The organism is Cupriavidus phytorum (assembly GCF_003254285.1).
In the GTDB taxonomy this organism is placed as follows: domain Bacteria; phylum Pseudomonadota; class Gammaproteobacteria; order Burkholderiales; family Burkholderiaceae; genus Cupriavidus; species Cupriavidus phytorum.
This window is the reverse complement of sequence record NZ_QKZN01000018.1, coordinates 41,359-53,242: the sequence shown is the minus strand read 5'-3', so window position 1 is coordinate 53,242 and position 11,884 is coordinate 41,359. Positions and strand designations below refer to the sequence as shown.

The window sequence follows — 11,884 nt, the reverse complement described above, 5'->3', positions numbered from 1 at the left end:
GCCGCACCTGTTGCGTGGGAGGGGGCGTGCGCTCGCGCGCCATCTAGGCCCTGCCTGCGCGGGCCGGTATGCTGTGGCCCTTGTCCCATTTGCCCACGCCCCATGACCCTCGGAATCCTTGCCGCCATCCACGATGAAGTCGACGGCCTCGTCGCCGCCATGCGCCATGACGACAGCCGCGCCACCGTACGCACCATCGGCATGCGCGACTACTACAGCGGCCATTTGTACGGGCAACCGTGCGTGCTGGTGCTGGCGCGCATGGGCAAGGTGGCGGCGTCGGCCACCACGGTCACGCTGATCCGCGAACTGGGGGCCACGCAGATCGTCTTTACCGGCCTGGCCGGCGGCATCGGCGCGGCCACGCAGGTGGGCGACATCGTCATCGCCGACCGCACCCTGCAGCATGACCTGGACGCGCGCCCGTTCTTCGGCCGCCATGAGGTGCCGCTGCTGGAGCGCGCCGAATTCCCGGCCGATGCGGCGCTGACGGCCGAGCTGCATGCCGCCGCGGCTGGCTTCCTGCGAGACGACCTGGCCGTCGACGTGCCGCGCGCGGTGCGCGAGAAGTTTGGCGTCGCGGCGCCGACCCTGCATCGGGGCATGATCGCCAGCGGCGACCAGTTCATTGGCTCGCCCGCCGCGGTGGCGGAGCTGCGCGAGCGGCTGCCCGGCTTGCTCGCAGTGGAGATGGAAGGCGCCGCGGTGGCGCAGGTCTGCCATGAATATGGCGTGCCTTATGCGGTGATGCGGACCATCTCGGACCGCGCCGACGACACCGCGCATGTGGATTTCTCGGCATTCCTGACCGACGTAGCCAGCCACTATTCCAGCGGGGTGCTGCGCCGCCTGCTGGCCGCGAGGGCCTGACGCCAGGCATCGCGGCCGACTGACCGGGATCAAGCCGCGTGCAGATTCCTGACCGGAAAGTCGGTTCAGTATTTACCGACCGCGCGGCCGCACCGTGCCCCAGAACCCGACCAGCAGCGCCGCCCCGGCGATCACCGCGAGCCAGCTGCCGAGCTGGCCGTCGACAAACCAATGCAGCGCGCGGCCGCTGTAGAAGGCCGCCGCCGCACCCGCCGCGCCCAGCACCAGCGCGGCCGGCAGGGTCACCACGCGCCCTGCCGGGTGCAGCCGGCGTGCCGCCAGTCCGACCAGCAAACCCACGATCAAGGTGCCCAGCATCCGCTTCTCCTGTGTTGTCCGCATCACAGCCGGCAACCGGCTGCGGCGTAACGATACTGCAATCCGGCGCCCCTGCCACCCACCGCGGCGGGCGACTGCAATGATCGGTCCCGGCGGTATAATGACATCCGGTCCGGCCACGCTCCGGACCGCACCAGTCCCCAACAATGCAACTGCTCGCGATCGGCATCAATCACACCACGGCACCCGTCTCGCTGCGCGAGCGGGTGGCGTTTCCGCTCGAGCAGATCAAGCCGGCTCTTGGGGCGCTGCGCTCCCACCTGTCGGGGCGCAGCGGCACCGAAGCCGCGATCCTGTCCACCTGCAACCGCACCGAAATCTACTGTGCCACCGACGTGCTGACGCCGGGCACCGATGGTTTCGAGCACACCCTGCGCTGGCTGTCGCAGCATCACAACGTGCCGGCCACGGAACTGGCGCCGCACCTGTACGCGCTGCCGCAGTCCGAAGCCGTGCGCCATGCCTTCCGCGTGGCCAGCGGGCTCGATTCGATGGTGCTGGGCGAGACCCAGATCCTGGGCCAGCTCAAGGACGCGGTGCGCACCGCCGGCGAAGCCGGCTCGCTCGGCACGTACCTGAACCAGCTGTTCCAGCGTACCTTCGCGGTGGCCAAGGAAGTGCGCGGCCAGACCGAGATCGGCGCGCATTCGGTGTCGATGGCCGCGGCCGCGGTGCGGCTGGCGCAGCGGATCTTTGAAAGCGTCTCGACCCAGCGCGTGCTGTTTATCGGCGCCGGCGAAATGATCGAGCTGTGCGCGACCCACTTTGCCGCGCAGCAGCCGCGCCAGATCGTGGTCGCCAACCGCACCGTCGAACGCGGCGAGAAGCTGGCCGAGCAACTCAGCGGCCAGGGCCTGACCGCCAACGCGATCCGCCTGTCGGACCTGGGCGAGCGCCTGCATGAGTTCGACATCGTGGTGTCGTGCACCGCCAGCTCGCTGCCGATCATCGGCCTGGGCGCGGTGGAGCGCGCAGTCAAGCGGCGCAAGCACCGGCCCATCATGATGGTCGACCTGGCCGTGCCGCGCGACGTCGAGCCCGAAGTCTCGCGCCTGGACGACGTCTTCCTCTATACCGTCGACGATCTCGGCGCGGTCGTGCGCGAAGGCAACGCGCTGCGCCAGGCCGCTGTGGCGCAGGCCGAAGCCATCATCGAAAGCCGCGTGCAGAACTTCATGCACTGGCTGGAAACCCGCAGCGTGGTGCCGGTCATCCGTGAGCTGCAGAGCAGCGGCGAAGCCATCCGCCAGGCCGAGCTGGAGCGCGCGCGCCGCATGCTGGCGCGCGGCGACGATCCGCAGGCCGTGCTCGAGGCACTCTCCGGCGCGCTCACGCGCAAGTTCCTGCACGGCCCCACGCACGCGCTCAACCACACCCAGGGCGAGGACCGCGAGGCGCTGCTGCGCCTGGTGCCGGGCCTGTTCCGCCACAGCAGCCATTCCGAGCGCTAGCCGCGCTCGCCTTGCCGGCGCGCCGCGCCCGGCACGCCCTCGCCGTCGCCCCTGCCATTGCGCGCGCGGCCCGGCCCACCCCATTCCCTGTCCGCCCCGATGAAAGCCAGCATGCTTGCCAAGCTCGACCAACTGGCCGAGCGACTCGACGAAGTCAACGCCCTGCTCGCGCGCGAAGACGCGACCGCCAATATCGACCAGTACCGCAAGCTCAGCCGCGAGCATGCAGAGCTGTCGCCCGTGGCCGAGCAATACGGCCAGTACCGCCAGGCCCAGGACGACCTCGCCACCGCGCAGGCACTGCTCGACGACCCGGAGATGAAGGACTTCGCCGCCGACGAGATCGCCGCCGCGCGCGACCGGCTGGAAGCGTTGCAGGCCAGTCTGCAGCGCCTGCTGCTGCCCAGGGACCCCAACGACGACCGCAACCTGCTGCTGGAAATCCGCGCCGGCACCGGCGGCGAGGAAAGCGCGCTGTTCGCCGCCGATCTGCTGCGGATGTACACGCGTTATGCCGAACGGCAGCGCTGGCAGGTCGAGGTCATGAGCGAGTCCGAATCGGACCTGGGCGGCTACAAGGAAGTCATCATCCGGATCGCCGGCGATGCCGCGTTTTCGCGGCTGAAGTTCGAATCGGGCGGCCACCGCGTGCAGCGCGTTCCGGCCACCGAGGCGCAGGGGCGCATCCATACCTCGGCCTGCACGGTGGCCGTGATGCCCGAGGCCGACGAGGTCGGCGAGGTCGAGATCAACCCGGCCGACCTGCGCATCGACACCTTCCGCGCCTCGGGCGCGGGCGGCCAGCACGTCAACAAGACCGATTCCGCGGTGCGCCTGACCCACCTGCCCACCGGCATCGTGGTCGAATGCCAGGACGACCGCAGCCAGCACCGCAACAAGGACAAGGCGATGAAGGTGCTCGCCGCCCGCATCAAGGACATGCAGGCGCGCGCCGCGCAGGCGCGCGAGGCCAGCACTCGGCGCAACCTGATCGGCTCGGGCGACCGCAGCGACCGCATCCGCACCTACAACTTCCCGCAGGGCCGCGTGACCGACCACCGCATCAACCTGACGCTTTACAAGATCGACATGATCATGGACGGCGACATGGACGAGCTGCTGTCGGCGCTGTCCGCCGAGCACCAGGCCGACCAGCTGGCGGCGTTGGGCGAAGACGCCTGAGCGCTACTTTGTGACATCCGGTCGAGGCTTCGGTGATGAACACCGCGTAAAGTCGCCGATGTCTTTGTATCTGTTGTAAATGCTTGAAACAGCACTGGCGGGGGTAAGGTCGCTGTCTATAATCGATTTCGACCGGCAAACGGAGAATGGTGCCGGGTAGTCACTCCCGAGAACATAGCTAGGACGAAATCATGAAAAAACTGCTCGCGCTGTTGATGATCACCGCGGCCATGGCCGCTTGCAGCAAGAAGGAAGAAGCGCCGCCCGCCGCCTCGAACGCCGAGAGCGCGATGCAGAGCGCCGCGGAATCCGCCAAGGCCGCCGCAAGCGATGCCGCCGCTGCCGCCAGCAACGCCGCAGATGCCGCCAAGGCTGCAGCCAGCGACGCCGCCTCGAATGCTTCGGCTGCCGCCGAGAAGGCCAAGGAAGACGCCGGCAACGCCATGGAGCATGCCAAGCAGGCCGCCAAGGATGCCGTCAACGCCGGCGCCGACAAGGCCAAGGACGCCGTCAATAAGTAATCGCCCCGGCGGGGGCATTACGCCTGCCGCCGCCGATGAGCGGTACACTGGCACGAAGCCGGAAGTTTCACCAGAGCACCGCCCCAAAGCCCCGCCAGGTCCCGCACCGGTGGGGTTTTTTATAGCCGGCACCAGAACCGTCTTTTACCCACGCGATGTCCACCCCCGACTCCACCGCGCTGCCGGCCACCCCCACGCTGCGCGAGGCGCAGACCCTGGCCGCCATGGCCGGGCTGCCTGCACTGGAAGCGCGCATGCTGCTGACCCATGTCACCGGCCTGAGCCGCACCCAGCTGATCACGCGCGACACCGACGTGCTCACCATCGCCCAGCGCGACGCCTTTGCCACGCTGTTGGCGCGGCGGCTGGCGGGCGAGCCGATGGCCTACCTGATCGGCGAGCGTGAATTTTTCGGCCGCAAGTTCCGCGTCACGCCCGATGTGCTGATCCCGCGTCCCGATACCGAGGTCGCCGCGGAAGCCGCGCTGGCGCGGCTGGCGGCGGTGCCGCAGCCCCAGGTGCTGGACCTCGGCACGGGCTCCGGCATCCTTGCCGTGACGCTGGCGCGCGAGCGGCGCGACGCGCGGGTCTGGGCCACCGACATCTCGCCTGGTGCGCTGATGGTGGCGCAGGACAATGCCCGCGCGCTGGGCGCCGAGCATATCGAGTTCCTGGTCTCGGACTGGTACGCGGCGCTGCCGCCGGAGCTGCGCTTCCACCTGATCGTCAGCAACCCGCCCTATATCGCCGCCGGCGATCCGCACCTGGCCGAAGGCGACCTGCGCTTCGAGCCGATCGACGCGCTGACCGACCACGACGACGGCCTCTCCGACCTGCGCGCCATCGTCGGCGGCGCCGGCGCGCGGCTGCTGCCGGGCGGCTGGCTGCTGATGGAACACGGCTACGACCAGGCCGCGGCCACGCGGCAGCTGCTGCAAGCCGGCGGCTTCGACGAGGTCTTCACCGCGCGCGACCTGGCCGGGCTGGAGCGCTGCACCGGCGGACGCTGGCCGGGCGCGCAGCCCGCAGGCACGGCCGCGGCACCCTGAATCGCCGCGGCGATTCCGGTAAAATCGGCATCAGATTCCCGCCGTGCGGCCCGGCCGCGCGGTATTCCATTCTCCCCAGGCGGCGCCCGCGACACGGCCTCGCCCCACTGAAAAGCAAACCATGAGCGACGTGCAGCAACAGATCGACCAAATCGTCAAGGGCAACCCCGTAGTCCTGTTCATGAAGGGCACCGCGCAATTCCCGATGTGCGGCTTCTCGGGCCGCGCCATCCAGATCCTGAAGGCCTGCGGCGTCGATGCGCCGACCACGGTCAACGTGCTGGACGACGAAGGCATCCGCCAGGGCATCAAGGAATACGCCAACTGGCCCACCATTCCCCAGCTCTACGTGAACGGCGAATTCATCGGCGGCTCGGACATCATGATGGAGATGTACCAGAACGGCGAACTGCAAACCCTGCTGAAGGGCTGAGCTGCGCCATGTCCGGGGCTGGCGGCACACCGCAACGGCTGATCGTCGCCATCACCGGCGCCACCGGCGCAATCTACGGCGTGCGCCTGCTGCAGGTGCTGCGCGCGGCGCCCGCGGTGGAAACCCACCTGCTGATTTCGCCGGCCGGCGTGATGAACCTGCAGCACGAGCTGGACATCGGCCGCGCCGAGGTCGAAGCGCTGGCAAGCGTGGTGCACAACGTGCGCGACATCGGCGCGACCATCGCCAGCGGCTCGTTCCGTGCCCAGGCCATGGTGGTGGCGCCATGCTCGATGCGCACGCTGGCAGCGATCGCGCATGGTTTCTCGGACAACCTGATCACGCGCGCCGCCGACGTCACGCTCAAGGAGCGCCGCAAGCTGGTGCTGATGGTGCGGGAAACGCCGCTGAACCTTGCGCACCTGCGCAACATGACGGCGGTGACGGAAATGGGCGGGATCGTGTTCCCGCCGGTGCCGGGCTTCTACCAGAAGCCGCAGAGCATTGCCGAGCTGGTCGACCATACGGTAGGGCGCGTGCTCGACCTGGTGGACCTGCCGCAGATCGGCCAGACCCTCGCGCCCAGCTGGGGCGGGCTGAATGCCCGCACCGGCGACGCGAGCGGGAACTGAGTCCGGCCGCCTCGGTTACCGGCAGGGATTACCAGCGACGATAGCCGCGGCCATAGTAGCCATAGCCGCCGTAGTAGTACGGACGCGGCGCCACCACCGGCGCGGGCGCCACGTACACCGGCGCCGGACCGACCGCCGGGCCGGCGGGCGTGGGATAGACGGCGCAGCCGCCCAACAGGGTCACCGATGCCGCACCGGCAGCCAGTCCAATCGTCAGCATTCTCATCATTTCATCCTTGGGGTCGCAACGGGCATGTGCCTGCCTTGCTGACGTTATACGGGCGGAACGCGTAATACGGCGTCAAAGCCGTGTAACGCTTGTTACCGTTCCCTACGCGCCATGCCGCGGCCCCCTGGATGCGGTCAGATTTCGAAGCGGATGCCCTGTGCCAGCGGCAGCGAATCGCCGTAGTTGATGGTGTTGGTGGCGCGGCGCATATAGCCCTTCCACGCATCCGAGCCCGATTCGCGCCCGCCGCCAGTCGCCTTCTCGCCGCCGAAGGCGCCGCCGATTTCCGCGCCGCTGGTGCCGATATTGACGTTGGCGATGCCGCAATCGCTGCCCGCCGACGACAGGAAGCGCTCGGCCTCGCGCATCGATTCGGTGAAGATGCACGACGATAACCCGTGCGCGGCGGCATTGTTCAGCGCGATGGCCTCATCCAGCGAGGTGTACGGCATCAGGTACAGGATCGGCGCGAAGGTCTCGGTCAGCATGGTGTCGTGCTGCGCGTCGGTCATCACCAGCGCGGGCCGCACGTAGTACGCATGCGGATAGCGGTCTGCCAGCAGGCGCTCGCCGCCGGTGACGATATTGCCCTGCGCCCGGCACGCCGCCAGCGCGTTGGCCATGGCGTCGCCGGCGGCGCTGTCGATCAGCGGGCCGACCAGCGTGCCGTCTTCCAGCGGATCGCCGACCGGCAGCCGGTCGAACACCGTGATCAGCCGGCTCGCCATGGTGTCCATCAGGTCGGCATGGATAAAGCAGCGGCGCAGCGTGGTGCAGCGCTGCCCCGCGGTGCCGGCCGCGGCAAAGGTAATGGCGCGCACCGCCAACTCGATATCGGCCGAGGGCGCGACGATGGCGGCGTTGTTGCCGCCCAGCTCCAGGATGCAGCGCTTGAAGTGCCCGGCGCAGGCGATGCCGACCTCGCGGCCCATGCGGGTCGAGCCGGTGGCGCTGACCAGCCGCACCGCCGGGTGCTCGACCAGGTGGCTGCCCAGGGTGCGCCCGCCCGGCAGCACCGCCGAGATGCCGCCGTGCTGCGGCGCCGCCGCGGCCAGCACGCGCTCCAGCAGGCCGTGCGCGGCGAGCGCGCACAGCGACACCTTTTCCGACGGTTTCCAGATCACGCCGTTGCCGCATACCAGCGCCAGTGCTGCATTCCACGCCCACACCGCCACCGGGAAGTTGAACGCCGAAATCACGCCGCACAGCCCGTACGGATGCCAGGTCTCGCGCATCGCGTGCTGCGGGCGCTCCGAGGCGATGGTCAGCCCGTGCAGCTGGCGCGACAGGCCAACCGCGAAGTCGCAGATGTCGATCATCTCCTGCACCTCGCCCAGCCCTTCCTGCAGGATCTTGCCGGATTCGAGCGACACCAGCCGGCCCAGCGCCGCCTTGTGTTCGCGCAGCACCTCGCCGAAACGCCGCACGATCTCGCCGCGTGCCGGCGCCGGCAGCAGCGCCCAGGTGCTCTGCGCCGCGTGCGCGCGCGCGATCAGCGCGTCGGCCTGCGCCGGCGTGCAAGGCGGCACGTGGCCGATGGCCTCGCCGTCGACCGGCGAGCGCACCGTCACGGCGCCGGCAGGCGTGCCCTCACGCCACGGCCGCGGCAGGCCCAGCGAATCCCAGCAGGCGGCAAACTCTTGCGCTTTCATACGAGGCTCTCCTGGAGCGGATGCTGCGTGTAGTGGCGGCCGAAGCGGTTGGCCAGGAAGGCGTCGAGCGGCATCGACTCCTGCCGTACGAAGCCCGCCTGCGGCAGCGCGCCGCTGGCCACCATGTCAAGCGCGGTGCAGATGCCCGCGGCCGTGGTCAGCTGGATCGCGTTGACGTGCCCCTCGGCGCCGTCGACCCCGCCGATGCGCGCCGAGAACGAAGCCTGGGTCAGCGGACCGCGCCCGCGTTCGCCGCCGGCCGGATAGCCGGTGGCGGTGGCGAACACGATCACCACGTCCTGCTCGGTCAGCGGAATGGCGCGGTCGAAGATATCGCGCAGCCAGTCGCGGCGTTCGCGCAGGCGCAGGTCGTTGAGCAGCAGCTTCATCAGCGCACAGTGGCCGGGATAGCGGATCGACTTGTAGTCGACATGGCGTGCGCGCCCGGCCAGCGTCTCGGGCAGCGTGCCGAGGCCGCCCGATGTATTAAAGGCTTCATATTCGATGCCGTCCAGCGCAAAGCTCTCCAGCCCTTCCAGCGCCGTCAGTTCGACGCGCCGGCCGTCGACGATGGCCTCGCACGGGTTGCAGTATTCGTTGATCAGTCCCTCGGTGCTCCAGGTCAGGTTGTACTTGAGCGCATTGCTCGGATAGCGCGGCAGCGCCCCCACCCGCATCTGCAGGTCCAGCAGCTCGCCGCCGCCGCGCAGGAAGCGCTGCGCGAGGTCGTGGCCCACCACGCCGATAAAGCCCGGCGCCAGCCCGCATTGCGGCATCAGCACCGAGCGCGCGCCCTGCGCCAGCTGGCGGATGGCCTGGGTGGCGGCGACGTCCTCGGTCAGGTCGAAATAATGCACGCCCAGCCGCGCCGCCACCGAGGCCACGCTGATCGCAGCATGGAACGGCAGCGCGTTGAGCACGGCGTCGGCGCCGGCCAGCAGCGCGGCGCAGGTGCCCGGCTCGGTGGGATCACCGGCGCGCGCCAGCACGCCGCGCGGCAGGCCATCGAGGCGGCGCGCGTCATGGTCGACCACGCTGACGCGGTAGTCGCCGCTGTCGTGCAGCATGGCCGCGATGGTGCGGCCGATCTTGCCGGCGCCCAGCACCGTCACGTGCAGCGGGCGGGCCGCCTTGGGCAGGTCGCGCGGGGCCTGCCGGCCGAGACTCGAGGCTTGCATGGTGTCTCCGTCCACAAGAAAAAGAGGATTCCCGTTGACTGGAGTATGGATAGCCCTGCAGGCACAATGAAGGCACAAGAACGACGAAAAACCGCCATAATCAAACGAAACGACGAGGCATCCCGACGCAATGACCGAACTCGATACCACCGACCGCCACCTGCTGTCGCTGCTGCAGGCCAACGCGCGCGAAAGCGCCGCCAACCTGGCCCGGCACCTGGGCATCGCGCGCACCACGGTGGTGGCGCGCATCGCGCGGCTGGAGCGCAGCGGCGTGATCGCCGGCTACGGCGTGCGGCTGGGCCAGCGCATGGAGGACAACGCCATCCTGGCCTATTGCGGCCTGTCGGTGCAGCCCAAGGCCGCGCCCGCGATCCTGCGCGCGCTGCAGCGGCTGCCCGAGATCGAAGAGGTCAATTCCGTCAGCGGCCCGGTCGACTACCTGGTGGCGATCCGCTGCGACACGCACGACCGGCTCGACCGGCTGCTCGACGAGATCGGCATGCTCGACGGCGTCAACCACACCACCACCTCGATCGTGCTGGCGCGCAAGCTCGACCGCCGGCGCGCCGCCGGCTGACGCGGTATGCTGCCAGTCCCATCAGCCTTAGCGGAGCAACAGAACATGAATAACCCGATCCGTGTCGCCGTGGGCGGCGTGACCGGCTGGGCCGGCGGCGAACTGGCGCGCGGCGTGGCCCATGCGGGCGACATGACCCTGGTGGCGGGCCTGTCGCGCGGCGCCGCCGGCCAGACCCTGGCGCAGCTGACCGGCCACGCCGATACGCCGGGCGTGGCCGCCGCCAGCATCGAAGCGCTCGGCCAGACGCCGTACGACGTCTACGTCGAATACACCAAACCCGGCATCGCCAAGCACAACATCCTGCAGGCGCTGGCGCACGGTGCGCACGTGGTGGTCGGCACCTCCGGGCTGAGCGACGACGACTATGCCGAGATCGACGCCGCCGCGCGCCAGGCCGAGCGCGGCGTGCTCGCCTGCGGCAACTTCGCCATCACGGTGGTGCTGCTGCAGAAGTTTGCCGAGATGGCAGCGCGCCACCTGGAACACTGGGAGATCATCGACTACGCCAAGGCCGGCAAGATCGACGTGCCCTCCGGCACGGTGCGCGAGCTGGCGTACCGGCTCGGCCAGGTCAAGGCCGCCGCGCAGGCGGTGCCGGTCGACCAGGTCAACGGCCCAAAGGAAACCCGGGGCGCCACCATGTCCGGCACGCAGGTGCATGCAGTGCGGCTGCCGGGGTACCAGCTGGGCGTGGAAGTGATCTTCGGCGCCGACGGCCAGCGCCTGCACCTGAAGCACGAGGCCGGCGACGGCTCCAAGCCCTATGTTGCCGGCGCGCTGCTGGCGATCCGCAAGGTCCACACCGTGCGCGGCGTGGTGCGGGGGCTGGACAAGGTCATGGAAGGACTGTGAGGCAGCCGGCGGCGCACGCGTGCGCTGCGCCGCCTGCCTGTGCCGTTACCAGCTGCCGGGCTTTTCCGGCTTGGCCGGCGCCTTCGGCGCGGGCTTGGCCGCGGCGGCCTTGCCGCCCTTGGCCGCCGGTGCCGGAGGCGGGTTGAGTTGCTTGTCGACCTCGGCGTCCTTGTCCGCCATCAGCGCGCGCGCCTGCGGCAGCAGCATCTCGATGGTGCCGGTGTTAGGGTCTTCCGGCATCGCGTACAGCTCCACCGTCAGCGGCTTGTGCATCCACCCGGCATGCAGCGTCTTGACGGTCTTGCCGACCTTGTCGCGCATGTCCTCCTGCTCCTGGCGGAAGGGCTTGCCGTACAGCGCGCTGATGCTGTCGGCCGCGGCCTGCTGCGAATTGGCGCCGGCGGTCGGCACCATCAGGCCGACCAGCGCATTGCGGTCGACAAAGGCCACCACGTAGGGACCATCCATGAACGCCGGGCGCTGCGCGCGCGGCACGCCAACCTGGCGCATCAGGCCATCGCCCTTCAGTTCGACGCAGAAACCGGTGACATCGCGGCCGTCGGGCGTGCGCTTGTCGGCGCAGTCGGGCAGCGCCGGCAGCGGGTTGCCGATTTCCAGCATGCCCAGCAGCGGCGCCAGCGCGCTGTTTTCGGCCTGGGCCGAGGGCTTGGGAGCCGGTGCGGAGGCGGGGGTGGCGGCGGGTGCAGCGGGGGTAGCAGCATGGGCGCCGGCGGCGCCCAGCAGGCCGGCAAGCGCCAGCCCGGCAACGGGAAATTTCAAGACGGACTCCTGGTGTAAGGCTCCGGGTTGGAGCCCGCCCCCGCCGGGTTGTTCCTGCGCGGCGCGCGATCGTGACGAACCACTCACATCTGGCCGCGACGGCATAGGGGCGTGCGCTAGCTTACCCGATGAC

14 protein-coding genes are annotated in these 11,884 nt (G+C 69.5%); 9 read left to right on the top strand and 5 right to left on the bottom strand.

Annotated elements, in window-relative coordinates; translation table 11 throughout:
- Positions 1-102: 102 nt before the first annotated feature.
- Complete coding sequence (locus C7416_RS27220; RefSeq protein WP_111521755.1) at positions 103-870, top strand: 5'-methylthioadenosine/adenosylhomocysteine nucleosidase; 768 nt, start codon at positions 103-105, stop codon at positions 868-870.
- Positions 871-942: 72 nt separating this feature from the next.
- On the opposite strand, the gene C7416_RS27215 is transcribed toward C7416_RS27220, so the two are convergent.
- On the bottom strand, positions 943-1,188 hold the full coding sequence (locus C7416_RS27215; RefSeq protein ID WP_111521754.1) for a hypothetical protein: 246 nt from the start codon (positions 1,186-1,188) through the stop codon (positions 943-945).
- A gap of 167 nt (positions 1,189-1,355) precedes the next feature.
- On the opposite strand from C7416_RS27215, the gene hemA reads away from it, so the two are divergent.
- The 6 genes from hemA (at position 1,356) to C7416_RS27185 (ending at position 6,477) form a co-directional block, all read left to right on the top strand.
- Positions 1,356-2,660, top strand: a complete 1,305-nt coding sequence (hemA, locus tag C7416_RS27210; protein WP_062801867.1) for a glutamyl-tRNA reductase — start codon at positions 1,356-1,358, stop codon at positions 2,658-2,660.
- 99 nt (positions 2,661-2,759) lie between these two features.
- Complete coding sequence (gene prfA, locus C7416_RS27205; RefSeq protein ID WP_092317999.1) at positions 2,760-3,842, top strand: peptide chain release factor 1; 1,083 nt, start codon at positions 2,760-2,762, stop codon at positions 3,840-3,842.
- A gap of 191 nt (positions 3,843-4,033) precedes the next feature.
- The gene (locus C7416_RS27200) at positions 4,034-4,363 is read left to right on the top strand and encodes a hypothetical protein (RefSeq protein WP_018005248.1); all 330 of its coding nucleotides are present in this window, start codon (positions 4,034-4,036) and stop codon (positions 4,361-4,363) included.
- 155 nt (positions 4,364-4,518) lie between these two features.
- On the top strand, positions 4,519-5,412 hold the full coding sequence (prmC, locus tag C7416_RS27195; RefSeq protein WP_111521753.1) for a peptide chain release factor N(5)-glutamine methyltransferase: 894 nt from the start codon (positions 4,519-4,521) through the stop codon (positions 5,410-5,412).
- A gap of 121 nt (positions 5,413-5,533) precedes the next feature.
- Positions 5,534-5,845 (top strand): Grx4 family monothiol glutaredoxin, encoded by a 312-nt coding sequence (gene grxD / locus C7416_RS27190; RefSeq protein WP_012354019.1) that lies wholly within the window; start codon positions 5,534-5,536, stop codon positions 5,843-5,845.
- 8 nt (positions 5,846-5,853) lie between these two features.
- Entirely contained in the window at positions 5,854-6,477 is a 624-nt protein-coding gene (locus tag C7416_RS27185; RefSeq protein ID WP_111521752.1) for a UbiX family flavin prenyltransferase, read from the top strand.
- A 28-nt stretch (positions 6,478-6,505) separates the two neighbouring features.
- On the opposite strand, the gene C7416_RS27180 is transcribed toward C7416_RS27185, so the two are convergent.
- The 3 genes from C7416_RS27180 to C7416_RS27170 form a co-directional block, all read right to left on the bottom strand.
- On the bottom strand, positions 6,506-6,697 hold the full coding sequence (locus C7416_RS27180) for a hypothetical protein (RefSeq protein ID WP_111521751.1): 192 nt from the start codon (positions 6,695-6,697) through the stop codon (positions 6,506-6,508).
- Between the two features lie 143 nt (positions 6,698-6,840).
- Positions 6,841-8,358: an L-piperidine-6-carboxylate dehydrogenase gene (amaB, locus tag C7416_RS27175; RefSeq protein ID WP_111521750.1), complete on the bottom strand. Its 1,518-nt coding sequence runs from the start codon at positions 8,356-8,358 to the stop codon at positions 6,841-6,843.
- Complete coding sequence (locus tag C7416_RS27170) at positions 8,355-9,536, bottom strand: saccharopine dehydrogenase family protein (protein WP_111521749.1); 1,182 nt, start codon at positions 9,534-9,536, stop codon at positions 8,355-8,357. Before C7416_RS27170 ends, amaB begins: the two co-directional genes overlap by 4 nt.
- 130 nt (positions 9,537-9,666) lie before the next feature.
- On the opposite strand from C7416_RS27170, the gene C7416_RS27165 reads away from it, so the two are divergent.
- Together C7416_RS27165 and dapB are read left to right on the top strand one after the other, a co-directional pair.
- Positions 9,667-10,116, top strand: a complete 450-nt coding sequence (locus tag C7416_RS27165) for an Lrp/AsnC family transcriptional regulator (protein ID WP_010809873.1) — start codon at positions 9,667-9,669, stop codon at positions 10,114-10,116.
- 45 nt (positions 10,117-10,161) lie between these two features.
- Entirely contained in the window at positions 10,162-10,971 is an 810-nt protein-coding gene (gene dapB, locus C7416_RS27160; RefSeq protein ID WP_111521748.1) for a 4-hydroxy-tetrahydrodipicolinate reductase, read from the top strand.
- Between the two features lie 45 nt (positions 10,972-11,016).
- On the opposite strand, the gene C7416_RS27155 is transcribed toward dapB, so the two are convergent.
- On the bottom strand, positions 11,017-11,751 hold the full coding sequence (locus C7416_RS27155; RefSeq protein ID WP_111521747.1) for a hypothetical protein: 735 nt from the start codon (positions 11,749-11,751) through the stop codon (positions 11,017-11,019).
- Between the last annotated feature and the right edge of the window lie 133 nt (positions 11,752-11,884).